Origin of the sequence: Escherichia ruysiae, assembly GCF_031323975.1 — a bacterium.
GTDB classification, from domain to species: domain Bacteria; phylum Pseudomonadota; class Gammaproteobacteria; order Enterobacterales; family Enterobacteriaceae; genus Escherichia; species Escherichia ruysiae.
Genome location: NZ_JAVIWS010000001.1, coordinates 2186701 through 2212293, shown reverse-complemented (window position 1 = coordinate 2212293; position 25593 = coordinate 2186701). Strand labels below are relative to the sequence as shown.

Annotated in this window: 17 protein-coding genes, 1 tRNA gene and 2 pseudogenes; 8 read left to right on the top strand and 12 right to left on the bottom strand. The window is 43.8% G+C overall.

The window, feature by feature from the left end; all coding sequences use genetic code 11:
* The first annotated feature begins 55 nt into the window (after nt 1–55).
* Nucleotides 56–286: a 4Fe-4S mono-cluster protein YjdI gene (gene yjdI, locus RGV86_RS10880; RefSeq protein ID WP_000371864.1), complete on the top strand. Its 231-nt coding sequence runs from the start codon at nt 56–58 to the stop codon at nt 284–286.
* 12 nt (nt 287–298) lie between these two features.
* The gene (locus tag RGV86_RS10875) at nt 299–571 is read left to right on the top strand and encodes a GNAT family N-acetyltransferase (RefSeq protein WP_000405640.1); all 273 of its coding nucleotides are present in this window, start codon (nt 299–301) and stop codon (nt 569–571) included.
* 109 nt (nt 572–680) lie between these two features.
* Here the strand turns inward: RGV86_RS10875 and RGV86_RS10870 are convergent, their stop codons facing one another.
* The 3 genes from RGV86_RS10870 to RGV86_RS10860 are packed head-to-tail and all read right to left on the bottom strand — an operon-like array spanning nt 681 to nt 4572.
* Entirely contained in the window at nt 681–3218 is a 2538-nt protein-coding gene (locus RGV86_RS10870) for a fimbria/pilus outer membrane usher protein (protein WP_085461266.1), read from the bottom strand.
* A 32-nt stretch (nt 3219–3250) separates the two neighbouring features.
* Nucleotides 3251–3952, bottom strand: a complete 702-nt coding sequence (locus tag RGV86_RS10865; RefSeq protein WP_085461265.1) for a fimbrial biogenesis chaperone — start codon at nt 3950–3952, stop codon at nt 3251–3253.
* A 50-nt stretch (nt 3953–4002) separates the two neighbouring features.
* Complete coding sequence (locus tag RGV86_RS10860) at nt 4003–4572, bottom strand: type 1 fimbrial protein (protein ID WP_085461264.1); 570 nt, start codon at nt 4570–4572, stop codon at nt 4003–4005.
* A 478-nt stretch (nt 4573–5050) separates the two neighbouring features.
* Here RGV86_RS10860 and RGV86_RS10855 point away from each other — a divergent pair, with 478 nt between their 5' ends.
* From RGV86_RS10855 to RGV86_RS10835, 5 genes and pseudogenes are all read left to right on the top strand, one after another.
* Nucleotides 5051–8893: a S6 family peptidase gene (locus RGV86_RS10855; RefSeq protein ID WP_085461263.1), complete on the top strand. Its 3843-nt coding sequence runs from the start codon at nt 5051–5053 to the stop codon at nt 8891–8893.
* Between the two features lie 916 nt (nt 8894–9809).
* On the top strand, nt 9810–10640 hold the full coding sequence (locus tag RGV86_RS10850) for an AraC family transcriptional regulator (RefSeq protein WP_016158921.1): 831 nt from the start codon (nt 9810–9812) through the stop codon (nt 10638–10640).
* 1154 nt (nt 10641–11794) lie between these two features.
* Nucleotides 11795–15724 carry an autotransporter outer membrane beta-barrel domain-containing protein gene (locus RGV86_RS10845; RefSeq protein WP_085461261.1) on the top strand — a complete coding sequence of 1310 codons (3930 nt, stop codon included), beginning with the start codon at nt 11795–11797 and terminating at the stop codon, nt 15722–15724.
* Nucleotides 15725–15826: 102 nt separating this feature from the next.
* Nucleotides 15827–15982: pseudogene (yjdI, locus tag RGV86_RS10840) on the top strand (4Fe-4S mono-cluster protein YjdI); the annotation flags it as partial.
* Nucleotides 15983–15993: 11 nt separating this feature from the next.
* A pseudogene (locus RGV86_RS10835) lies at nt 15994–16258 on the top strand (GNAT family N-acetyltransferase).
* A 220-nt stretch (nt 16259–16478) separates the two neighbouring features.
* On the opposite strand, the gene RGV86_RS10830 reads toward RGV86_RS10835, so the two are convergent.
* The 9 genes from RGV86_RS10830 to aspA form a co-directional block, all read right to left on the bottom strand.
* The gene (locus RGV86_RS10830; protein ID WP_021551513.1) at nt 16479–17639 is read right to left on the bottom strand and encodes a DNA cytosine methyltransferase; all 1161 of its coding nucleotides are present in this window, start codon (nt 17637–17639) and stop codon (nt 16479–16481) included.
* 4 nt (nt 17640–17643) lie between these two features.
* Nucleotides 17644–18282, bottom strand: coding sequence for an Eco29kI family restriction endonuclease (locus RGV86_RS10825; RefSeq protein ID WP_085461259.1), 639 nt, complete (start codon nt 18280–18282; stop codon nt 17644–17646).
* Nucleotides 18283–18683: 401 nt separating this feature from the next.
* Entirely contained in the window at nt 18684–18857 is a 174-nt protein-coding gene (locus tag RGV86_RS10820) for a hypothetical protein (protein WP_171000943.1), read from the bottom strand.
* 139 nt (nt 18858–18996) lie between these two features.
* Nucleotides 18997–19072 (bottom strand) — tRNA-Phe (locus RGV86_RS10815).
* Between the two features lie 109 nt (nt 19073–19181).
* Complete coding sequence (locus RGV86_RS10810) at nt 19182–19757, bottom strand: transcriptional regulator (RefSeq protein ID WP_085461258.1); 576 nt, start codon at nt 19755–19757, stop codon at nt 19182–19184.
* A gap of 36 nt (nt 19758–19793) precedes the next feature.
* Nucleotides 19794–21491 (bottom strand): protein-disulfide reductase DsbD, encoded by a 1698-nt coding sequence (dsbD, locus tag RGV86_RS10805; protein WP_085461257.1) that lies wholly within the window; start codon nt 21489–21491, stop codon nt 19794–19796.
* On the bottom strand, nt 21467–21805 hold the full coding sequence (gene cutA / locus RGV86_RS10800; RefSeq protein ID WP_085461256.1) for a divalent cation tolerance protein CutA: 339 nt from the start codon (nt 21803–21805) through the stop codon (nt 21467–21469). Before cutA ends, dsbD begins: the two co-directional genes overlap by 25 nt.
* A gap of 115 nt (nt 21806–21920) precedes the next feature.
* A complete protein-coding gene (gene dcuA / locus RGV86_RS10795; protein ID WP_000961959.1) occupies nt 21921–23222 on the bottom strand; it encodes an anaerobic C4-dicarboxylate transporter DcuA in 1302 nt (433 codons plus the stop codon).
* A gap of 117 nt (nt 23223–23339) precedes the next feature.
* Nucleotides 23340–24776 carry an aspartate ammonia-lyase gene (aspA, locus tag RGV86_RS10790; RefSeq protein WP_010344893.1) on the bottom strand — a complete coding sequence of 479 codons (1437 nt, stop codon included), beginning with the start codon at nt 24774–24776 and terminating at the stop codon, nt 23340–23342.
* A 336-nt stretch (nt 24777–25112) separates the two neighbouring features.
* Here aspA and RGV86_RS10785 point away from each other — a divergent pair, with 336 nt between their 5' ends.
* Complete coding sequence (locus RGV86_RS10785) at nt 25113–25589, top strand: FxsA family protein (RefSeq protein ID WP_001267445.1); 477 nt, start codon at nt 25113–25115, stop codon at nt 25587–25589.
* The last annotated feature ends 4 nt before the right edge of the window (nt 25590–25593 follow it).

The following is a 25593-nucleotide window of genomic DNA, read 5'->3' as shown; positions in this document are numbered from 1 at the left end:
GCGATTCGAGAGCTATGCTTATAGCGAAAACCATACTTATGAGGGAGGGAAGGTCATGGATCAGGAACTACTGGACGTTGGTTATCGCTGCTATACCGGCGAAAAGGTCGATGTCTATTTCAACACCGCAATATGTCAGCATTCCGGTAATTGTGTGCGCGGTAATAGCAAACTGTTTAATCTCAAACGTAAGCCGTGGATTATGCCGGATGAAGTAGACGTCGCCACCGTAATAAAAGTGATTGATACGTGCCCCAGCGGCGCGCTGAAATACCGTCATAAATAAGTGAGGGGAAAAATGGAAATACGTGAGGGCCATAATAAATTTTACATCAATGATGCGCAGGGAAATCAAATAGCTGAAATTGTCTTTGTGCCGACCGGAGAGAATTTAGCGATTATTGAACATACCGATGTTGATGAAAGCCTGAAAGGGCAGGGGATTGGTAAACAACTGGTGGCGAAAGTCGTGGAAAAAATGCGCCAGGAGAAACGGAAAATTATCCCGCTGTGCCCGTTTGCAAAACACGAATTTGATAAAACGCGTGAGTATGATGATATTCGCAGTTGAACAGATGATTTGTATCCGCCGTAAGTAATACAAATCTGTAACAATGTTGTTAATATGTTGTATGAAAATAACCCCGCACATGCGGGGTTATTAATCTAAGAACTATAGACTATTGGCATTGTAAAGTTAATTCATTGAATTTAGCTGTTTTATTTTTCAATTTGTAATTTACTTTACACTTTTGAGAAGGCTCCTCACCCCATTGTGCAATAAGAGTATCCTCTTCAGGTAACCCTGACATATACACCTGTCCTTGATCAGCAACAATACTGCTGTTAATGCTGTTTTCAGAATCTAATGTCACTACACTACCAAACGGTACTGGCTCGCCATTCTTCTGTATTAAGGTAATGATTGCTTTATTACCGACATTGACTTTAAACGGGGCGGAAACTAAAGCTCCTCGAGCAGGGATGACAGTAACATCTGTATTTAGCAGCTCGACATTATCCTTAACACTATTTACATCAAGCGAAATTTGATTTCGGTTATAGGGATTTAAATATGGGACAACGGCATATCCACGCGAGTCCGTATAAATACCTGAACCGTTCAATACTCTTACGCTGGCGGCATCACGAGCCTGAACCAGAGCACTGGCACTGTCCAGACTTAATGGCTGAGATAAGGTTAATCCATGTGGATGCAACGTAACACCACCGCTAATTCCGTATGTCCATTGACTGGACTCTTTTTGCCAGGCATAACCGCCGTTCATTTGTGCATAAGGTCCACGATAGTTAAGGTTAATGTTACCTGACTCTCCTCGGTTTTGATTCTGCCAGCCTTGCGCCACGGCATAGCTAAACTCACCATCCTGTGAGGAGCCGTTTAATCCAACCTGCTGTTGCACCTGACCATTATTCGTAATGGTATTCGTTGTTAAGAACAGGTTATTTCCATTCAGCAATGAGTTGAGCGGTACCGAAACAGATAAAAACAGCGATTTATCTGCCTCGTGGTAATACGGGCTTTTATTATATCCGAGCGATAGCATTGCCGAGATATAGCGGAATGGCAGCGAGTAACTCGCAGATAAGTTATATCCATCAGCGGTATCCCAGTACTGATCTTTACTTGCTGAGAGGTAGAGTTGTCCCCAGTCCTGAAGATCTTGATTTATCGTTGTTGATATACGTGAACGTTGATGATAACTGTTTATATTTTTCTCATCAACGAATCCATTCTGAATTTGTTGTAACTCATCAAAATCGTAGTAGCCGCGTGTGGCATAACGATAGCCGGTAATATTCAATGTCGTATTTGTCTCACCAAAACCACGCGAATACATAAAACGGTAAGACTGTCCTTGCTGTTTTCCTAAAGACTTATAATTCTGCGAAAATTGTGAGCGAGCATGAGTGACATCCAGGGAGAACGCTCCAAAAAAATCGGAATATTTACCCAAGCCAAGCAGAACTGCTGCATAATTATCTGCTTTGATGGCACCACCATAAAATGTATATTCATCAGGCAATCCGATAGCTGCTGAAGACTGAACAAACTGAGGATCAGACACACTATTATTCAAAGTAGAACTTGAGCGATATTTCCCAAATGCCAGGTTATAGCGTAAGCGTCCCTGACGTTGAAGAACCGGTAAAACAGCTGTCGCCTGAGTAAAATGGCGAATACTGCCATCTGCCTCACGAATTTCCACCTCCAGGTCACCGGTGAATATTTGGTTAAAATCGCGTAATTCAAACGGTCCAGGTGGGACGTTTTTTTGATAAATGACAACACCGTTTTGCTTGACGGATACCTGCGCTTGAGAATAAGCAATGCCACGGACAACAGGGCTATACTGACTGAGCTCTGGTGCAATCATGCCATCATCAGATGAAAACTGTGCACCTTCAAAAGGAAAACTGTCAAATATCGCACCATCCGTTGAGGTCTGGCCTACGATAAATTGCCCTCCTTGAAGAAAAGAATAATCATGCTGTAGATAAACACTAACGGGTTGCCAGTGGCTCTCTTTATTATATGAGTTTGTTGACCAGTTACCGTTATGACGAAGGCGCCATCCACCAAGGTTCAGAGAACTGTCCAGAGATAAAAACTGACTACGACTACCGTAGCCATTATTATTTTGCTTAATTCCATTAAATAGATAGTTAACCATTAGTGCTGGCATACCTTCATCCCAGAGATGGGGTGGAGTACTTAACCAATCCTGAGGTTTGAGGTAGCTTTGTGGTATATTCAATATTAGCTTTTGGTTATTCGTATCAAAATTTTCTGAGGCCCCTCGAATAAGCTGAAGAATATTTTGTTGAGTTGGGGGGGTTATTGATGTAGAGAGCTTACCAATATCAACGCCCCAGCGATCCAGTTGTTGAGGTGTCAGTCTGGCGTTCAGCTTATTGTCCTGCGCGAAAAAATCTATCTTAATCTGACGGTCAACTAATTCCCCATTCATAACCACATCAACAGTATATTCCCCTGGAGCTGCACCACTTGCGCTTGCAAAATAATTGAGATCGATATTTTTGGCATTATCACCATCAGATAATTGCAAAAAATCGGGGTTAAATGAGAACCTATGACTATTGTCAGGTGAGGGAGATACGGCAGCGCAACTGAATACCGGACATATGATGGTGACCCTTAACAATAATAAGGATTTTTTTAATGAACCTTTCAAATTGTCCCCCGATAAAGATGATTAAATAAATGTTAAAGCGTAATGTTTTGAATCGGCGTTTCTCCGCCATAATCATTGATCGTAGAATAGCTAATTGCTTTAGCGTTTTTTTCTGGAATAATTAATGTTGAAAATGGTGAAACCATAAAATCATTAATAGATGTAATACTTTTTCCATTAATCTTTACATCATTCATGGTAATATAATATGGCGTTGGGTTTTTAACATGAACTTGATTTTCTGATTTTAAAAATATCAAAGCCTTATAAGCATCATCGACTTTTTTAGGTACATTCAAATTATGCGGTCGATAGATAAGTTTAATACGATTATTTATTGCAAACTGTAACCCCGGATCTCTTTTTTCTTGTGTGTCATTATTATAATGAGAGGGTATGGCTAAAACATTAATTCTAAATACAGACTCTCTATCTTCTGGTAGAATATCATTAATTTTATTTATACGTAATTGAAAACTTTCTGACGGATTAATTCTATATAAAGGAGGTGTGATTATAAAGTTTTTAACTTTTTCGTCACTATTATAAGCTGAAACCCATGATCTTAAAAGCCATGTTTTTTCTTCAGAATTATTGTTTATTTTCAAGGATGCGTTAGCTTCTTTTGAATCAAAGACTACGCGAGTTGCCGCCAGATTTATGCCATTTGATTGGCTAAATGAAAGGTTTGAAAATAATAATGAAATGAAAATTATTAGTCTTTTGAACTTCATAGTAATCTCTCCAACGGCATGGCTATAAGTATAGCCATGCCAAATGTTATTTATGCATAAGTAGCAGTAAACACGTAGTTAACGTTATAAGTGCCATAACTAATAGCGTTAGCATTAGTTCCAACCTTATAAGTACTTACGGTTACAGGAATAGAATAGCTCTCATTGTTCACAGTAATATTTTGAAAAGCTGTATCATCTTTATTTACCTTTATATATTTTTCAGCTCCATCTTTTTCTAAGCCAACGACTAAACCATATTGTCCTTGCTCGCTGCCATTTACAACTGGGAATGTAATATAGCCATTACCACTTACTGTGTTTGCTGTCGTTACTTTAATAGTAACGGACTGACCATTACATCCTGAAAAGGTAATATTCCCTGCATTTTGAGAACCAATAACGCTGTTCTGAGCTTTCGCTGAAAAATCTGCTTTTGAAAAAGTAGGCAGTGTGACAGAGGTTGGGAAAGATACAGTACATGCTGATTCAGCAGCTGCGCCGGTGACAGCTAAAGTACCGGTGCCAATTTGAGTACCTGATGCAGGTGCCGCTGCAATAGCGGAAACAGAACCACTCGCTATTAATGAAATGGCGATAGCTAATAAGCTTTTTTTCATTATCATTACCTCAATTTAAAATCTGATAAAAAATTTACCGATGAATGAATTATAAATAGCAAACAGCAAATTTATTCCTCATTTTGCATAAGATGCATAGGAGAAACGCTTATGTTTGCTATGGACGCAGTTTAATTGATTTTTTGTTTTGAGCAATGTTGGCCTAATTATTTTAAATTTTAACTAGCTTTTCTTGCGGTGCCTAAAATAAAAACTAAAGGTAAGGAAATAATTGCCAAAGTGATTTTTTTGATATTTGTTTTGTATTTGTCGCGTTTTGTTGGTAATAATGCTATCGATTTTTTATGTTTAATTATCAGTTTGTATTCATTGGCTGTCTTTTTAAAGTTTAATTCTCTGTTGAGAATACAATGCGTTAATTTTATGGCAATATAAGATATAAAAATGACTCAGACATAGCGAATGCAAATCAATTTGGTTAAATAGTGTGTTTTAACCTCTTTCCGTGAGTCTGAAAATGAATAAGGTTTACTCATTAAAGAAAAATGCTAAGAAACAAGTTGTTGCCGTAGCTGAGATCTTTAGTAGATCTAAGAAGGGGAGTGTGGGGAAAGTAATACCTTGTATTTCTAATAATATCGTATGGTTAATAGGAACTATAGTTTCATTTCCAATATACGCTTCCGTCGTTGGGACCTCACTTCCCTACCAAACGTATCGTGATTTTGCTGAGAATAAGGGAGAGTTCCGTCCCGGCGCGGAAAATGTTCCTCTATACGATAAAAATGGCAATCCCGTCACGACGCTGAATAAGGCGCCCATGATTGACTTCAGCTCTAATGACTCGACTGGGGTTGCAACATTGGTTTCGCCACAATATGTCGTCAGCGTTAAGCACAATGTTGGTTATCAATATGTGAAATTTGGCTATGCGGATGATTCCTCGTATACCCTTGTTGACAGAAATAACCACTGGAGAGATTTCCACACTCCCCGCCTCAACAAAATTGTTACTGAGGTTACACCGCTAGATATAACCAATGCGGGCACTGCTAATGGAACCTATCAAAATGCTGACCGTTTCCCTGTGTTCTATCGTGTTGGGACGGGGACTCAATATGTAAAAGATACCAACGGAAAAATTTCCTATTTAATGGGGGCGTACTCGTATAAAACAGGTGGAATAGTAAATAAGCCGTTTATATCTGACTGGAGTTTTGTCACGAATACTACTAATACTCCGCTCTCAACCTACGGTACTCCCGGTGACAGCGGTTCTCCTCTTTTTGCCTGGGATGCAGACCAAAATAAATGGGTTTTGTTAGCCGTTCTCAATTCATATGCAGGGGTCAATGGCAATACTAACTGGTACACAATAATTCCTGCCGGTGATGTAAAAAATACGATGAAACAAGATGCCGATGCACCGGTAAATACAAAACAAGATGAGGGGGATATTCATTGGTCATATGACGAAAAAACGGGGCTTGGTTCATTAACCCAGGGAAGCTCATCATGGGCAATGCATGGGAATTTGGGCGCAACATGGCCTGCTTCGCTTAATAGCGGTAAAGATCTAACTTTTCAGGGCGGTGGTACTGTAGTGTTAGAAAATACCATTAATCAGGGGGCTGGCACACTTACTTTTGATGATGATTATATTGTCAAGCCCGTTGATACTCAGACATGGAAAGGTGGCGGAATTATTGTTAATGGTGAGCATCTTGTCGACTGGCAGATTAATGGGGTTACTGGTGATAGTTTGCATAAACTGGGTACGGGGACGCTAAAAATTAGCGGTACTGGTGTAAACCCAGGAAGTTTAAGTGTGGGAGACGGAACCGTAATATTAGCACAGCGTGCTGATGATAACGGACTGAGCCAGGCGTTCAGTTCTGTCAGTATTGTAAGTGGGCGTCCTACTCTGGTGCTAAGCGACGACAAACAAATTAATCCAGATAATATCAAATGGGGCTATCATGGCGGCAAGCTCGACATTAATGGAAACGGTTTGACTTTTCATAAACTTAACGGGGCTGATGATGGAGCTATACTGACTAACAGTGGCTCCATGGCTAATGTTAATCTGGATTTCAACAGCCCAGATACAACAGCCACGATTGCTAATATCTGGCACGGCCATTTCACCGGCAATCTAAATATCAATAATGAGGTTACAGCAGGAACACAGAATGATTTCGTTATTGATGGTGGAGTGGATACTCAGGGGAGTATAACTCAGCAAAATGGTCGGCTATTTATGCAAGGACATCCGGTTGTTCACGCCGTCAGCAGTCAGGACGTAGCAAATAAGTTAAAGGCACTGGGTGACAATTCTGTACTGACCCAACCGGTGTCATTTACTCAGAACGATTGGGAAAATCGACAGTTCAGTATGGCTGAGCTTAACTTACAAAATGCTGAATTTAACCTTGCAAGAAACGCCAGCCTTAATACCAGAATTAATGCAGATCATTCTACCGTTACATTAGGTAGTGAGGATCTTTACATTGATCTTAATGACGGAAAGGGCGTGGCAACCAAACCAACATTGGGTAAGTCAAAGGCAACCGCTGAAGATGATCAGAGTCGTTTCAATGGACATGTACAGTTGAAACAAGGATCGGCACTAACTATTAATGAACATTTTGTCGGTGGTATTGATAGTACAGATAGTGCGACGACGATAACCTCTAAAGATACCACACTTAATCAGCTCAGCCGTTTCACCCAATCTTCTTTGTCATTAGGTGAAGGGGCAAAATTGACCGCTACAGCCGGATTGCTTTCTGACGGGACAGTAAGCAGTAATGCGGGTTCGAGCCTTTCCTTACTATCAGACCAGCCAGGAACGATGTATTCCGCCCAAAGCTGGGAGCTTAGCGGACAAAACACGAGCTTAAATGTTGGCGCGGGTGGGATCATCACTGGAGATATCAATGCCAATGATGCGGCCAGCATTAGCTTTGGCACGACTGATATTAACCAATCCACAAATTACTATGGAAATATCAGCGCGCCGTTGGCAAGTGTAACAATGAAGGACACTGCCTGGCTGGCAAATGAGCAGTCGGTGGTTAAGTCGCTCACTTTGAATGGTTCAACACTGAGTTTTAATCGTCTCGGGCAGGGGGGACTGACGGCAGATACGCTGGAGGCCACTAACAGTTCGTTCATTATTAATGCCGATGGTAAAGCAGCAGATACGGTGACGGTAAACCAGACGTTGACAGGGGCGAATAACACACTAGTTGTTATTCCTACGACGAATTCAGTAAAACAGGCCGGTTACCCTGTGTCATTGGTTACTGCCCCGAAAAATACACAAAGCGATATATTTACACTTAACCCGGTTTCAATAAATTCGGGGTTCCATAGTTTCACACCGCAACTTGATGTGTTGGAGACCGACGTTAATAAGCAATGGCGTCTGGAGGGATTTTACATACAGCCTGATAAAGCCGCTTTGCGGACAGGCAAGAGTTTTATGGATCTCGGTTATAAAAACTTTATTACAGAAATTAATAATCTGAATGATCGTATGGGTGACTTACGCCATACCCATGGTGAAACAGGAGCCTGGGCTAGACTTAACAGTGGTTCGGGCTCAGCTACTGATGGATTTACCGGAAGTCATACGCACTTGCAAATTGGGGCAGACAGGAAACATATAATTGAAGGCGGAGAGTTATTTACTGGGGTCACGGCGACATTTACAAACAGTAATAACCGGGGAAGTGGATGGTCAGGAAGAACCAAATCAACGGGTATTGGTGTGTACGCTTCAGCTATGTTTGACTCTGGACTCTATGTAGATACTATCGGGAAATATGTGCGTCATGACAATCATTACTCATCAAGTGCGTTAGGAATGCCAGAACAAGATTATGGCTCGCACTCCTGGTATTTGGGCGCTGAGGCCGGTTGGCGTTTTACCTTACCTGACGAAACATATATACAGCCGCAAACAGAGTTGATCTACGGTACTGTATCTGAGAATCAGTTTTCCTGGCAATTCAATGGAGCTGAGATCAATATGCAACGTAAGCGGATGCAACCGTTAATTGGTCGCACAGGCATTGAATTTGGCAAAACATTCAGGGGCAAAGACTGGGAAATTACAGCATTGACTGGGATTAATTATCAGTACGATTTATTTAAGCCTACTGTGACAGCATTCAAGGATCTGGCAGGTGATACATATATTAATAATGGTAAAGATAGCAGAGTGGTATTCAATGTCGGGTTAAATACTAAAATCAAAGAAAACACCAGGATAAGTCTGAATATGGAGCGATCTGAGTTTGGTTCTTACAATATTGATAAGTTAATTAATGCTAATATTCGTTATACATTCTGAATCGTAGAGTAGATAAAAAAGAAAACCTGAACATATTGTTCAGGTTTTCTTATTGATTGATTACTATAGACAGTCAAATATACTTATCTGCCTGACATTCAGCAGTGTAAAATTTTATCTTATGTTGCTATTTTTTAGAATGGCCTTTTTCTTTACTTTAGCTTATAGTTGAATTCAGTTCAGGTATCTAATGTTTTTATATATGCTATGACCGTTGCTCTAATAATGGTTACAAAAGACATTTATTTAAAAAATGGTATCTTATATTTTGCAAGCCAGGATGAAGGGTATAAATGTTTTGAATTCAGTGGGCGTGCCTCTGTATATGAGGCCGTTCAGCAATATAGTCATGTTTATATAGTCTGCGATAATAATAATTATTTTTTATACAGTCTTCTTTTTTCTGGGGGGCCTGTTAAGTGCATATGTGCTGATAATGTAACTATACACTATGGAAATCGGTTATCAATTGATTATACATATCCACCAGAACAAATCTTGTGCTCTCTTAATGATATTGAACGAGAGATTCTGTACCTCTACTTTATTAAAAGGAGGAAAATAAAAGAAATTTCAAAGATCACATGTTTAAGCGTAAGTAAGGTCTATTATAGAATAAGAATGATAAAGATTAAGTTTGGTGCTGAGACGACACGGAAGCTCCCAGTTTTGTTTAGATGTTACCTGTAACATCAAATGATTTGATTTCTGTCTTTTCATATTTTTTCATAATGTAATTATTATCAAAGTTAATAAATTCTATCATCATAGAGACTAATTATTTAGAGTCTCTAAAGTTAGTCGCTATGTCGATGAGAAACTTTTTACTGAGAGGTATTCATCTTTGCGTTATTTTCGAGTTTACAGAGAGGATACCCCATGACATTATATTCTTACAAAGCATGGGGGTGACTGTATGAATAGTCAAAATGCTTTAAGTAATATGAGGCTTGCTGTTAGAGGAGATATACCCGGTAACTCTACATTAGTTCTTAAAAAGATTAGGTTTTACAATTGTGCTATTATTTATCTTCGCAATGCCCAATTACTGGTTAAAACGATAGATGGGGGAATTATTAATATTCCACCTGAATCAATATGTTATATCGAGAAAAATACAGTCATTGATGTTACACTTAACGTGTTAGGTAAAGGTATGCCTTATGATATCTTTCATATAGATAACAATATGTTAAGTTGTATCTGCAAAGTCATGGAACCATTGTTACTGAATCCACATAAAGTCGGCCCTATGCGAAGTAGAATTTTTAATTGCATGGCGGATAAGACAGATACAGAGATATTTAAAATGATAACAGAAGCAAATGTTCCTCATCATAGACTAATTTATAATATTACTTATTTGTTATCTAAAGTTGATGATATTGAATCCTTGGTTTGCTCATTATCTGTTTCCACAGACTCTACTTTCACAGAAAAATTAAAGTTAATAATAGAATCTGATCTTTCAAAATCATGGCGGCTAGTTGATTTGGCAAATATTTTACATATGTCGGAAGTCTCAATTAGGAAAAAACTTGAAAAAGAAAATAATAATTTTAACAATTTGGTTCTGGATATTAGAATGCAACATGCAGCAAGACTGATAACTACGTCTGAAAAACATATTAATAGTATATCTGACGAGGTCGGATATGTTAGTACATCATATTTTATCCGTAATTTTAAAAGTTATTTTGGTATAACACCAAAACAGTTCTCCTTGAAAGTGAAAAGGAAGTCATAATTAATATTGCATATATAATAGCGACAGAAGCAGTTCTTACTGATTCAATAAATTTCCTGTGAGGTGAAAACGGTATGCATTTTTAATAAATTTTACCCGTCCAGGACGAGTTCCTTTTCTTTATCTTAAGAATAATGTTATTTTTTAACCAAAAATGATGCTGTTGCGCAGGGAATAGTCGGGGGATATCCCATAGCACTGAACGTTCATTCCCCCAAAATGAGAAGTTGAACATGTCTCCATAGCGATTAGTGTTCCGGACTCGAATCGTTGAACGATATCCTGCAATTTGGAGCATGAGATGTTTCTATTCTATACAACAGAATCATCATTAATCCAGACGCAGACCTGAAAAACAGGCTTGGCAATATAACAATCCTGATCGTGTTCATGTGATATTACTCCCGGATTAATGCAGTCAGTAAAAGCATGGCACTGACTGCATTAAGAAGGGACGTCCATCATATCACGAAACAAAAGCTCCCACCGACATCGCCACTGAAGTCCTGCACCGTATCGGTGAACTTGTAACTATCCAGTATAATCATTCTATACACATTTATTGGCTTGAGGAGTCAACTACTTCTTAATTTTGGAGAGAAGAGTGTCAGGTGATACGTTAATTCGCCATTATCTACATATATAGCGGTTTACTTAAATAATAGCGAATTATTTACCCATGGGCTCAATTAATCTTCGAATATAAAAACATCCACAAGCTAAAACTATTATTGTTTTTCGAAAAAAATAAAAGAATATGATAAAATAATATTAGTGTGCGAAATAAATGAAGAATTGCGCCTCGCAATGATATAAAATAAAAAACAATAAATACAAAAACACTTAAACGCCATATGGGGTTGTTTATTACTTGCTTTTATTTTTGTAGCTTTGTCCTTCATTATGTAATGTGGATATGGAGTTGCTATTATTTTTCTAAATAATCTTAGATGGCGCAATGTGATTTAATTATTGCAATGTAAATATGCTAATTGCACTACTATAAAATCTGTATTGTGGATGTGCTTTTTACAGGCGTGGGCTGAATTTTTATTTTTTTACTGCAATTAATAAAGGTAACTGGAAGCTTTTTATTAATAAAGGCATAGTTCTATTTGTTGGTATTATGTTATAAACGTTATGGAGTCTTACCCGTGAACAGAATATATTCACTTAAGTATTGTCACCTTACTCAAGGGCTTATAGCTGTATCAGAATTAGCATCCCGAGTATCCTCTAAAACTGGTCGAAAACTTCTCGCTACATTTATAGTTTCCTCCTTGTCTTATGGTGCTGCTGAACATGCCTATGCAGCACAGATGGATACCCGAAATTTCTGGATCCGTGATTATCTCGATTTGGCACAGAATAAAGGTGTATTTCAGCCTGGAGCATATGGGGTAAAAACGCCATTAAAAAATGGTGGTGAATTCAGTTTTCCTGAAGTAACGATCCCTGATTTTTCTCCAGTATCCGCTAAAGGTGCAACAACTGCTATTGGTAATGCCTACAGTGTTACCGCAAGCCATAATGGCACTATTCACCATGCCGTTAAAACTCAGACATGGGGACAGTCAGACTATCATTATGTTGATCGGGTGACCAAAGGTGACTTTGCGGTCCAGCGTCTGGATAAGTTTGTTGTTGAAACAGCTGGTGCAACAGAGCATGCTGATTTCAACTTATCAGCAGCAGAAGCATTAGAGCGTTATGGTATTGAGTTCAATGGAAAGAAACAGATAATCGGTTTTCGGGTTGGAGCCGGAGCAACCGGTGTTACATCTTATGGGGTGGGACAGGCATATAATCCATTATTACGCAGTGCTTCTATGTTTCAGTTAAACTGGAACAATATGTTAGCCACGAATAATACAGGCGGATTTTATAATGAAGTGACAGGAGGAGACAGCGGTTCCGGATTTTATCTTTATGATAATCAGAGGAAAAAATGGGTCATTCTTGGAACAACATATGGTAAAGCATTCTCTAGTAAGGATACCTGGGCCTTTTTTGCCCGATATGATCAGAACACTGTCGATACCCTGAAAAATATTTTTACTCAGGAGGTGAACCTCAATGGTCAGAAAATGACCGGCAATAATAAAAATATTACTGTTAACGGTAACACAACCGCTATTGAGCTGACCAAGAATAATAAAAATAAAGATTTGAAATTTCATGGTGGTGGGAATATTGAACTCACCGATAACCTGAACTCAGGAACCGGAGGAATGATTTTTGATGAGGGGCAACATTATTCGGTCACCGGGAAAGATAAAACCTATAAAGGGGCGGGTATTGATATCGGAAAAGGGACGGTTGTTGACTGGTCGGTTAAAGGAGTGGCAAACGATAACCTGCACAAAACAGGAGCCGGGACACTGAATGTCAATGTGGCCCAGGGGAATAACCTGAAAACGGGTGACGGTACCGTTTTTCTTAATGCAGAAAAAGCGTTTAATGCTATCTATGTTGCCAGCGGTCGCGGAACGGTCAAACTGGGGCAGGTTGATGCGCTGGATAAAAACAGTGATTACAGAGGCATTTATTTTACCAGTCGGGGGGGGACACTGGATTTAAACGGGTTCGGCCAGTCGTTTAAAAAGATAGCGGCAACGGATGTTGGTACAGTAATCACCAATACATCAGATAAAAAAGCGACTCTTTCCTTACAAAACGCCGCGCGTTATATCTATCACGGCAACATCACGGGAAATACGGATATCGAACATGCCGGAACACAAAAAAATGCCGACAGCAGCCTGATTATTGACGGGAACATTGATACACACAATGCTATCACTGTGCGAAACTCCCAGCTAAGACTACAGGGACATGCCACAACACATGCTATTTTCCGTGAAGGTCCCCGGTTCTGCTATGTCCCCGGAGTTCTTTGTGACAAAGATTATGTTGCTGATTTTGCCAGACTGGAAAGTGAGGCAAATAAGAAAAATAACAGTGAGTATAAAACAAATAACCAGGTGTCCTCTTTTGAGCAGCCCGACTGGGAAAACAGACATTTTCGTTTTAAGACGCTGAATCTGGATAATGCTGAGTTCACAACTGCACGAAACTCAATAGTTGAAGGCGATATCGTTGCGTCAGATTCATCGCTGAAACTCGGAGGCGATGTTCCGGTATTTATTGATAAGTATGATGGAATCAATATTACAGGTAATGGTTTTGGCTTCCGCCAGGATGTCCGTGAAGGACGCTCAGCAGACGACGGCAGTAGCAGTTACACAGGCAATATCACGCTTAACAATAACTCCACGCTGGATATTAACAGCCGTTTCACCGGCGGGATTGAAGCCCATGACAGTAAGGTAAATGTCACCTCACCGGATGCCATGCTGCAGAACAGTGGTGTTTTCGTGAACTCCACCCTCTCTGTTCGGGACGGCGGTCATCTGACGGCACAGAAAGGGCTCTACAGTAATGGCCGGGTTCAGATTGGGAAGAACGGTACGCTTTCCCTGAGCGGCACGCCGGAGAATGGCGCTGATAATACCTGGATGCCTGTTCTGACATACATGACAGAAGGCTATGATTTAACCGGCGATAACGCCGCGCTGGACATCAGCCAGCAGGCGCATGTTTCCGGGGATGTTCATGCAACCAGTTCATCCACAATTCGTATTGGCTCTGAAAACCCTGGTTCAGTTTCCTCTTCTGTCTCCCCTGTTCTGGCTGCCGGGTTGTTCAGCGGATATAACGCGGCGTACTACGGCGCCATCACCGGCGGTAAAGGAAACGTCAGGATGAACAGTGGTCTGTGGCAGCTGACCGGAGACTCCGACATCAACAGTCTGACGACCCGCAACAGCCGGGTACAGTCTGAAGAAAACGGTGCCTTCCGTACCCTGACGGTTAAGACACTTGATGCCACGGGCAGTGATTTTGTCCTGCGCACTGACCTGAAAGACGCCGATAAAATCAGCGTGACGGAAAAAGCCAGCGGTTCAGACAACACCCTGAATGTCAGCTTTATGAAGAACCCGACCCCGGGGCAGTCCCTGAACATCCCGCTGGTCAGCGCGCCGGCCGGAACATCAGAGGATATCTTTAAGGCCGGCACCCGGGTGACAGGTTTTAGTCGTGTGACGCCGACGCTGCATGTTGACACCACTGGCGGCAGTACGAAGTGGGTTCTGGATGGTTTCAGGACGGAAGCCGATAAAGCGGCTGCAGCGAAGGCGGACAGTTTCATGAATGCCGGCTACAAAAACTTTATGACGGAAGTTAACAACCTGAACAAACGTATGGGTGAGCTGCGTGACACGAACGGTGATGCCGGTGCCTGGGCCCGTATCATGAACGGCGCCGGTTCAGCCGATGGCGGGTACAGCGATAATTACACCCACGTTCAGGTCGGCTTTGACAAAAAACATGCGCTGGACGGTGTCGACCTGTTCACCGGTATCACAATGACCTATACCGACAGCAGTGCAGACAGTGATGCGTTCAGTGGGAAGACAAAATCCGTGGGGGGCGGTCTGTATGCTTCAGCACTGTTTAACTCCGGTGCCTATATCGATTTGATTGGTAAATATATTCACCATGACAATGACTACACAGGCAACTTTGCCGGTCTGGGTACGAAGCACTACGGAACCCACTCCTGGTATGCCGGAGCGGAAACGGGTTACCGTTATCACCTGACGGAAGACACTTTTATTGAGCCTCAGGCCGAACTGGTTTACGGCGCAGTGTCCGGGAAAACATTCCGCTGGAAAGACGGTGAGATGGACCTGAGTATGAAGAACAAGGATTTCAGCCCGTTGATTGGCAGAACAGGGGTTGAGCTGGGTAAAACATTCAGTGGTAAGGACTGGAGTGTGACAGCCCGTGCCGGAACCAGCTGGCAGTTTGACCTGCTGAATAATGGCGAGACGGTTCTTCGTGATGCCTCCGGGGAGAAACGGATTAAAGGAGAGAAGGACAGCAGGATGTTGTTCAATGTCGGTATGAACGCACAGATAAAGGACAACATGCGCTTTGGTCTGGAGTTTGAGAAATCCGCCTTTGGTAAATACAACGTGGATAACGCGATAAACGCGAATTTCCGCTATATGTTCTGACAGGAAGAGGCCCCTGAAAAGGGGCCTGTAGTGATGTTACTCCCGGATTAATGCAGTTAGTAAATGTATGGCACTGACCACCTTGGGAAGGGGGGCCATCACATCACTACAAATTCCGGCAATTGCGTACATGGCAACGGCAAGTTATTTAATCTCAAACGTAAGCCGTGGATCATGCTGGATGAAGTAGACGTCGCTACCGTCGTGAATGTTATTGATACGTGCCCGAGCGGCGCGCTGAAATACCGTCTTAAATAAGCGAGGGGAAAATGGAAATATGTGAGGGTCATAATAAATTTCACATCAATGATGCGCAGGGAAATCAAATAGCTGAAATTGTCTTTGTGCCGACCGGAGAGAATTTAGCGATTATCGAACATACCGATGTTGATGAAAGCCTGAAAGGGCAGGGGATTGATAAACAGCTGGTAGCGAAAGTCGTGGAAAAAATGCGCCAGGAAAATTATCCCACTGTGCCCGTTTGTGAAACACGAATTTGATAAAACGCGTGCGTATGATGATATTCGCAGCTGATGGGGCGAAGGCAGGAAGGACGTATTCCCAAAAGCAAAAACCCGCCTTGTAGGCGGGTTCTCAGGAATTAAATTAGTAGTGCCAGCTTGAATTAAAGATCATTGTGAAAACAACGAAGTCATTTTAATAACAAAAGATTACATTTACACATTCGACCTCGAATGTATCACCGGGCACTACCACTAACAATGTGTTTCGGTATTAGTATTTATTGAGATATCTAATCGAAATTTGCACATTTAAGAGGTTCAATATCTGCCTGTAAACTTGCATTCAGCAGGTTATGTAAATGCTGCCCTATCCGTTGGGCCAGTAAGACAGGTACAGCGTTGCCGATCTGCCTCATTGCTTCTCCCCATGCTCCTGTCACCTGGAAGTCTTTAGGGAATGTTTGCAGGAGTTTTCCTTCATAAACTGTGAAGTAACGGACGCTATCATTTTCATATCTAATCATATTTTCGCCACCAGGGACTCCATGAGCCCCAGCTTTTAATGTTTTCGATGGCTGGTCAATGTAGCTACCAGTGTGGCCTGGATAGGTACGGGCGCCATCTTTAAAAATATGATCTTCAATTTCATGGGGCTCATAGGGTTGAGGAACGTTTTTGAGAGCATCACGAACGGTAACCCAGCGTTTCTCTGATGGTGGAAACACTCCAAAACGTTTTTTCAATCTCTCTGTAAGAGGTTCATCTTTTAGAGGACTAATGTTATGTTCCTTCCAGTACTCCCCTGTAACGTACTGTTCCCACAGTAATCGCTCCTGGCTGTGCGTAGGCGCAGGGAAGGTCCACTTTTTGTTTAAGTCGGACCTGATCCCGACAATTATCACTCGCTCCCTAACCTGTGGAACACCATAGTCTGCCGCATTCACTAACTTAAAGGACACATCATAAGTGGTGCCTTGATGCGTACCTTTGCTAGCTTTACGTAACTCGTTAAGATGTAATTGCCAGTCCTGGGCATCACACAAAGATAACGTTGGGTATGTTAAACGAAGGATGATGTATTCGAAGTAATCAGCAAATGATTTTCGAAGTAAGCCCTTCACGTTTTCGAAGATGAAAGCCTTAGGATGTAAAGCTTCGATCGCCTTAATCGCGTAGGGGAACATATCTCGAGTGTCATCATGGGCTTTATGCTTGCCCCCTAAGGAAAAAGGTTGGCAAGGCGGTCCGCCAGCCACGACATCGATATTCTTAAGAGATGTGAAATCGTAATTTTTAATATCTCCTTGAAATACTTTCTCTTTGTCAAAATTTAGACGAAGTGAGTTGCAAGCATGTTTGTTGAGCTCAACAAACCCTTGATGCTCGAATCCTGCCAGTTCTAAACCTTTCGCTAAACCGCCAGTACCTGAGAATATTTCTAAGGATTTCATTTTGTTACTTTAATTCCAAAAAGTATTGCTTAATTCGATTTTCTACAGAGGCTGGTTCTGAATGCCTGCCAGTACATTTTTCTGCCCATTCCCTGCCTGGGTGAATCACATCCCAATCAGATTTGGCTTGGGCGAATCTACCAGCACCAGGAGTATGATTCCCAAAACCATCCACTACGGTGTTCCATAAGGGTTTGTGAATTTTAATCAGTGCTGCTTCGACTGTGCTGATCATGTCAGAGCCAGTAGCTTCAAAAATGATAAAGCGACATGAAAAATCTTCTAACTTCAAGTTCTCTGCTTTCGCTATATTTCTACTATGCTCTCTGATCCTATTAGATAGTTCTGAGCCAGCCCGAGTGGCGCTATCACTGATTCTGGACTGACGCCATCCTGCTGGTACAGCCTTACCTACATAAATAGGAAGGTTGTATGCAAGTCGGTTTATTCGTGAAAATTCATCGTATAAAGGGTTATGACCTGTGTAGTATAGCGCGTAAACACCGGCTCCCTGAAATCCTTGAGGCGGTGGTAATGAATGTACAGGTGTCCCATTAAAAAAACGTACGGCATCTTTTAGAAGCTCTAAAAATGCATCGTTTCTATATACATGCTCAGATCTATCAAACTGTTTACTAATCATCGTAATGGAGTCCGTCAACATTCCTTGTGCTACATAATAACCAACTGAAATTTATTATATTTATTTGTGATGGGTAACGAGTTAGAACAAGGCCAAAAGTGATGCGAGTATGCCATAGTCTTTTTGGTAGGGGCAAGTTGGTAGGAGGCTGCTGCCCCATGCTTGTACATCGTTTTGCAAGAATCCTCACTGCTGCTAACCCCTAGCATTTTGAGCGTGAATTTTTTATCCGCCGTGTAGCGTAGCGGCGCAGTAAATTTGTGCTCTTGATTAAAGATAATATTCTCAACCCAGCACAGATGACTTAGTGAACAACCAAATAAAACATATCTTTTCCCCCCCAGGTTCAGGCTGGAATATGTTGATGAGGGCTACTCATATCGAAGTGGTGTCTTCCTGCGTTACGGGCCTTTTACCCTGGCGTTCTGGCTGATCGCATTGATTTCAGCCTGCGCGGAAGGGCGTTTGTGTTTAGTTTGTTCAGTGGCTTTCATCGCAATGGAATGTTTTAGTGCGCCTTTGTCGATAGGAAGAAGTCGATCCTGAGGAACTTTTTCGGATGTGTCAGATGCCATTCCGGTATTTGATAGGCTTTATAATAATGCCTATTTTGTACCACCGGGGAGGAGGAAATTTAAAAAGGGTAACTGCTTATAAACCAAAACGTGTTGGCTCAAAAAACAAAACCCCCGCCGGAGCGAGGGTTATAAATTTTGGTGCCCGGACTCGGAATCGAACCAAGGACACGGGGATTTTCAATCCCCTGCTCTACCGACTGAGCTATCCGGGCAACGGGGCGCATTAAACCGTAATATGCACATCTCGTCAACCTAATTTCAGTAAAAGCGATTCAACTGCTTAAGATTGCGGCAAATCGCTTCTTTTCTGTGTTTCTGTCATCAGGTCAGTGCGCCACCCTGGCGGCAGCGGGCGAAGCGCAGAATATCTTCCGCCAGCCGGTGTGCGGTATCGACATCCGCCTGGCTACGATTCACCAGCATTCGGCTTAAACAGCCTTCCAGCACCAGTTCCATCTGCTTTGCCACCATCGCAGGATCGTCAACTTCCAGCGTGGTTAATAGTTCGTGGGTGAAATCGTAGGCCGCGCTTTTTTGCTGATCGGCCAGTTGATGAATAGGGTGGTCAGGATCAGGATAAAACGTACAGGCAGCGATAAACAGACAGCCCGGATAGCGGTTGTTTTTAACGCACTCTGATAACGCCTGATAACGCGCCAGCAGCTTTTGTTCGGCGGTTAGCGTTTCGTCCAGCATCAACTGACGACGCCAGACATCTATCTGTTGGCTAAGATAGCGCAGCGCGTCGTAGAGGATTGCCTCTTTGTCCGGCCAGAATCGCCTTAGCTCATCCAGCGGATAATCCACACGTTCAGCAACCATCTCCAGCGTGGTGTTGGCAATCCCTTGTAATTCTAATAATTTCAGGGCTTCTCCCAGTACATCTTCACGTTGCACGCTATTTTCCTCCGTCTTTCCCACTGCAAGTGTCGTTCACGGTTGGCGATCGCGCAAATGTGCGCTGAAGGTTTCAGCATCCATAAAGCCCGTGACGCGTGCTTGTGGATGCTCCTGGCCTTGTCCGTCAAAAAAGAGAATTGTCGGTAGGCCAAGGACATTAAGATGCTTTAACAGCGCCACATCTTGTGCGTCGTTAGCAGTGACGTTGGCCTGAAGTAAGACCGTGTCTGCTAACGCTTTTTGCACCTGCGGGTCGCTGAAGGTGTATTTCTCAAACTCTTTACAGGCGACGCACCAGTCGGCATAAAGATCTAACATCACCGGTTTGCCTTTGGCTTCAACGAGCGCCTGATTTAACTCATCTACCGTTTTGATTTGTGTAAAGTTGAGATGCGTCTGAGTTTGCGCGGTATGCGTCGCACCAAATGCCCAATCCTGAAGTGGGCGCACGCTAACCAATGCCGCTGCAAGCAGGATTATTTGCACCACGCGCATCCAGCCGCGTTTGGCCTGTAGGCTGGTGATAAAGGCCCAGCTAAAGAATGCGACGCCAAGCGCCGACCACAAGCGTAATCCCCATATATCGCCAATCACTCGCTCAAGCAGGAAGACCGGCAGTGCGAGGATCACAAAACCAAACGCGGTTTTGACCTGTTCCATCCACGGACCGCTTTTCGGCAGCAGACGGTTGCCAAAGACGGTAATTAACATCAGCGGTAGACCCATGCCCAGCGCATAGAGATAAAGTGTGCCGCCGCCCAGCCACATGTTTCCGCTTTGGGCGATATATAGCAGAATCGCGCTAAGCGGCGCGGTGGTGCATGGTGAGCAGATCAAACCGGCAATCGCCCCCATAACAAACACACCGCCGGGCGAGCCACCCTGTTGGCGATTGCTCATCAGCGTGAGGCGCGTTTGCAGTGAAGAGGGGAGTTGCAGGGTAAACAAGCCAAACATCGACATCGCCAGCAAGGTAAAGACGATGGCGAGGCCAATAAGCACGTAAGGATGCTGTAGCGCCGCCTGGAACTGTAACCCTGCGGCGGCAACCACCAGACCCAGCGCCGTGTAGGTCAGCGCCATCCCTTGCACATAAATAAAGGTCAGCAACAATGCTCTGGTGGTGGAGAGCCGCTGTTTACCGCCCATCACGATGCCGGAAATCAGTGGGTACATCGGCAGTACGCAGGGGGTGAAGGCGATGCCGATACCGATCAACAATGCCCAGAGCGCAGAAAAGGGCAATTGCGCGGCGGGCTGCTCTTGCTGCGGGACAGACATCGGCTGTGGCGCTGCGTTGTTGGCAACCACTTCGCTTAACGGTACGGTTTTGGTTTCTGGCGGATAGCAGAAACCAGCGTCAGCGCAGCCCTGGTAAGTGACAGTTAATGTCGCGCCAGCCGTAGCCTGGTTGATGGTTACAGGAAGCGTCAGTCGCTTGCGATAAATCTCGCTTTTGCCGTAAAACTCATCGTCATGCCAGACGCCAGGCGGTAACTGCACGTCGGCAATTTTCGCGTGTTCAGGCGTGATGCGGATCTGTTTACGGTAAAGGTAATAACCGTCTTTGATCTGCCAGGTCAGATTAAGATCATGTTGGTTTTGCTGAAAATCAAAAGCAAAAGCCTGATCAGCCGGGACAAATTGTGAGCGTCCTGGCGTGTCGAATAATCCGGCAAAAACGGAAGTGCTGCAAAGTAGCAGGATCAGCGTAAAGATGCGTTGAGCCATGAGAGGTAATCTGTGTCTCCGTGTATAACAGGTAAAACCAGAAGCTCCGGGGTTTGATACGGATGATGAGACTTCAGGCATTCCAGCAGAGCTTGCTGGTGAGCGTTGTCGGTTTTTAAGATCATCTGTACTTCATATTCCTGTTCCAGCTTACCTTCCCAGTAATAGAGTGAGGTTGCGCCAGGGATCAGGGTTGCACAGGCCGCCAGTTTTTCTGCCAGCACTTTGGCGGCTAAATCCTGGGCTGTCGCTTCATCCGGTGCGGTACACAGCACCACGACAGACGCGGTATTCGAACTTTTATCATCAAGCATAAACACCTCGCAAGAACAGATGGAACCGCAAGAGAGAGGTCACTATACAACGGACGAGGGAATGATGTTAGTCGGCGGGAAAGAAAGCGGGGCGTGAACGCCCCGCGATTTGTCATTACAGCATGAAGCTACCAAGCACGAAGCCGAAGCAAACGGCCAGGGCAACACCCAGAGTACCTGGGATGAAGAACGGATGGTTGAAGACGAATTTACCGATACGGGTTGTACCCGTGTCATCCATCTGTACCGCAGCAACCAGCGTCGGGTAGGTCGGCAGAATGAACAGACCAGACACCGCAGCAAAAGAAGCAACTGCGGTCAGCGGAGAAACGTTCAGCGCCAGAGCCATCGGCATCAGTGCTTTTGCGGTTGCAGCCTGAGAGTACAGCAGAGCAGAAGCAAAGAAGAAGATGACAGCCAGCAGCCACGGATGACCCTGAATCACTTCACCAGCGGTATCTTTGATCCAGTCGATGTTGTTGGAAACGAAAGTATCGCCCAGCCATGCAACGCCCAGGATACAAATACAGGCGCTCATACCTGCTTTGAAGGTGCTGGAGTTGAGGATGTTGTCGGTATCAACTTTACAGATAACGGTAGTCAGGGTTGCAACGCTGAGCATGATGATCAGGATTGCGTTAGTGGTGTTCATCAGCGGTTTCTCAACCAGGCCCATGCTCGGGCTGTTGATGATTGCATAGATAACCACGCCAACTACGCCCAGCAGGAACAGCCAGACGGAAGTTTTTGCACCGGATTTGATTTCAATCTGCTTTTCACCGCGCAGTTCAACCAGACCTTCTTCCAGACGCTTGCGATAAATCGGATCGTCAGACAGTTTGGAGTTGAACAGCATAGTGACCAGGAAGGACATCACCAGAACCGCCAGCAGGGTGGACGGGATGACCACAGAGAGCAGATGAAGGTAGCTGATGCCATGACCTTCCATTACGGAAGACATGTAAACGACTGCCGCTGAGATTGGCGATGCGGTGATCGCAATCTGCGCGGAAACCACCGCAGTAGACAGCGGACGGCAAGGTTTAACGCCTTGTTCCTTCGCAACTTCAGCGATAACTGGCAGCGTTGCCAGAGAGATGTTGCCAGTACCCGCAAAAATTGTCAGGAAATAAGTCACGATCGGAGCGAGGATCGTGATGTATTTCGGGTTACGGCGCAGCAGCTTTTCTGTCTGATGAACCAGATAGTCCAGACCGCCAGCAACCTGCATGGCAGAAATAGCGGCGATAACCGCCATGATAATGGAAATGACATCGAACGGGATGTTACCAGGTTTGACGCCAATAGCGGCAAGAACCAGCACCCCCAATCCGCCTGCAAAACCAATACCTATTCCCCCCAGTCTGGCGCCCAAGAAGATCGCCAGCAAAACTATGATGAGTTCTACAACTAGCATATTAGCCTTCCTTGTTTTTTAACAAGTTGATATTAGATTGTTATTTTTAAGTTACTACTCACAAGAAAAAAGGCACGTCGTCTGACGTGCCTTTTTTATTTGTACTACCCTGTACGATTACTGTTCGCTTTCATCAGTATAGCGTTTTGCTTTGTAAGCCGGGTGCATCAGATTCTGTACGGAGAAAATATCGTCTAGTTCCGCTTCAGTCAACAGACCGCGTTCCAGAACGACTTCACGTACACTCTTACCGGTTTCGGCACAGATTTTACCCACGATGTCACCGTTGTGGTGGCCGATGAACGGGTTCAGGTAAGTGACGATACCGATAGAGTTGTAAACGTAACCTTCGCACACTTCTTTGTTAGCAGTGATGCCGTTAACGCATTTTTCCAGCAGGTTGTAGCAAGCGTTGGTCAGAATATGAACTGATTCAAACATGGCCTGGCCAATGACCGGCTCCATAACGTTCAGCTGCAGCTGACCTGCTTCTGCTGCCATGGTAACAGTGGTGTCGTTACCGATGACTTTGAAGCATACCTGGTTAACCACTTCCGGAACAACCGGGTTTACTTTAGCTGGCATGATGGAAGAGCCCGCCTGCAGTTCCGGCAGGTTGATCTCGTTCAGGCCGGCACGTGGGCCAGAAGAGAGCAAGCGCAGGTCGTTACAGATTTTGGACATCTTCACAGCCAGGCGTTTCAGCGCACCGTGAACCATAACGTAAGCGCCGCAGTCAGAGGTCGCTTCGATCAGGTCTTCAGCCGGAACGCATGGGAAGCCAGTGACTTCAGCCAGTTTTTTCACTGCCAGCGGAGAGTACTCTTTCGGCGTGTTCAGGCCTGTACCGATTGCCGTTGCGCCGAGGTTAACTTCCAGCAGCAGTTCAGCGGTACGTTGGATGTTTTTCACTTCTTCTTTCAGCAGAATGCTGAAAGCGCGGAATTCCTGACCAAGGGTCATCGGTACTGCGTCCTGCAGCTGGGTACGACCCATTTTCAGGATGTCCTGGAATTCGACAGCTTTACGTTCAAAGCCTTCGCGCAGTTGGTTAATCGCATCTACCAGTTTAATCAGGGAAGAGTAAACCGCGATACGGAAACCGGTCGGGTAGGCGTCGTTAGTGGACTGACATTTGTTAACATGGTCGTTCGGGTTCAGGTACTGATATTCACCTTTCTGATGACCCATCAGTTCCAGACCGATATTGGCCAGCACTTCGTTGGTGTTCATGTTTACGGAAGTACCTGCGCCGCCCTGGTAGACGTCTACCGGGAACTGATCCATGCATTTTCCGTTATTCAGGACTTCATCACATGCGGCAATGATTGCATTCGCTACACTTTTAGGAATGGTTTGCAGCTCTTTGTTTGCCATAGCTGCGGCTTTTTTAACCATTACCATACCGCGAACAAATTCAGGAATATCGCTGATTTTGCTGTTGCTGATATAGAAGTTTTCAATCGCTCTCAGAGTGTGAACACCATAGTAGGCATCAGCTGGAACTTCCCTGGTACCCAACAGATCTTCTTCGATACGAATGTTGTTTGACATGTGAACCTTCTTTTTCAAGCTGCCAATGATTTGCTTTAAACACACAGAATATATGTGGTTTCGAATGTTTTTCGACCGACGATTATCCCCTGCATCGGACGAATACCCAGGATCATATGCTGCTTGAGGATTTCTACCGTAATCTGGATCACTTTAAGTGTCGGTTTTTACCCCTTAATTATTAATTTGTGAAATAGATCACCGCTTTGGGATTACTACCAAAAATAGTTGCGCAAACATCTTGAAATTTTGCTAATGACCACAATATAAGCTGAACGCGATTCGCAACCCATTAAGGTAGCCGGGTTTAACCGGCTGCTATTACAGGAGAAACCTTTGCGCTGGTTACCTTTTATTGCCATTTTCCTTTATGTCTATATTGAGATTTCAATTTTTATTCAGGTTGCCCATGTCCTGGGGGTATTGCTGACCCTCGTACTGGTTATATTCACGTCGGTTATCGGTATGTCACTGGTACGTAATCAGGGCTTTAAGAATTTTGTGCTGATGCAACAAAAAATGGCGGCGGGTGAAAACCCTGCGGCGGAGATGATTAAAAGTGTTTCGCTGATCATTGCCGGTTTGCTGCTTTTATTACCGGGCTTTTTCACCGATTTCCTCGGTCTTCTTCTTTTATTACCGCCGGTGCAAAAGCATCTGACAGTGAAGCTGATGCCGCATTTGCGTTTCTCCCGGATGCCGGGCGGCGGTTTTAGCGCCGGAACCGGTGGCGGTAATACTTTTGATGGTGAGTATCAGCGAAAAGATGATGACCGCGACCGCCTTGATCATAAAGACGATCGCCAGGATTAATGTC

What these genes read in the sequence shown, in the direction of transcription:
- yjdI (WP_000371864.1), top strand. Translation starts at nt 56, where the DNA reads ATGGATCAGGAACTACTGGACGTTGGTTATCGCTGCTATACCGGCGAA.
- RGV86_RS10875 (WP_000405640.1), top strand. Translation starts at nt 299, where the DNA reads ATGGAAATACGTGAGGGCCATAATAAATTTTACATCAATGATGCGCAG.
- RGV86_RS10865 (WP_085461265.1), bottom strand. Translation starts at nt 3,952, where the DNA reads ATGAAGTTCAAAAGACTAATAATTTTCATTTCATTATTATTTTCAAAC.
- RGV86_RS10860 (WP_085461264.1), bottom strand. Translation starts at nt 4,572, where the DNA reads ATGAAAAAAAGCTTATTAGCTATCGCCATTTCATTAATAGCGAGTGGT.
- RGV86_RS10855 (WP_085461263.1), top strand. Translation starts at nt 5,051, where the DNA reads ATGAATAAGGTTTACTCATTAAAGAAAAATGCTAAGAAACAAGTTGTT.
- RGV86_RS10850 (WP_016158921.1), top strand. Translation starts at nt 9,810, where the DNA reads ATGAATAGTCAAAATGCTTTAAGTAATATGAGGCTTGCTGTTAGAGGA.
- RGV86_RS10830 (WP_021551513.1), bottom strand. Translation starts at nt 17,639, where the DNA reads ATGAAATCCTTAGAAATATTCTCAGGTACTGGCGGTTTAGCGAAAGGT.
- RGV86_RS10825 (WP_085461259.1), bottom strand. Translation starts at nt 18,282, where the DNA reads ATGATTAGTAAACAGTTTGATAGATCTGAGCATGTATATAGAAACGAT.
- RGV86_RS10820 (WP_171000943.1), bottom strand. Translation starts at nt 18,857, where the DNA reads ATGGCATCTGACACATCCGAAAAAGTTCCTCAGGATCGACTTCTTCCT.
- dsbD (WP_085461257.1), bottom strand. Translation starts at nt 21,491, where the DNA reads ATGGCTCAACGCATCTTTACGCTGATCCTGCTACTTTGCAGCACTTCC.
- cutA (WP_085461256.1), bottom strand. Translation starts at nt 21,805, where the DNA reads ATGCTTGATGATAAAAGTTCGAATACCGCGTCTGTCGTGGTGCTGTGT.
- dcuA (WP_000961959.1), bottom strand. Translation starts at nt 23,222, where the DNA reads ATGCTAGTTGTAGAACTCATCATAGTTTTGCTGGCGATCTTCTTGGGC.
- aspA (WP_010344893.1), bottom strand. Translation starts at nt 24,776, where the DNA reads ATGTCAAACAACATTCGTATCGAAGAAGATCTGTTGGGTACCAGGGAA.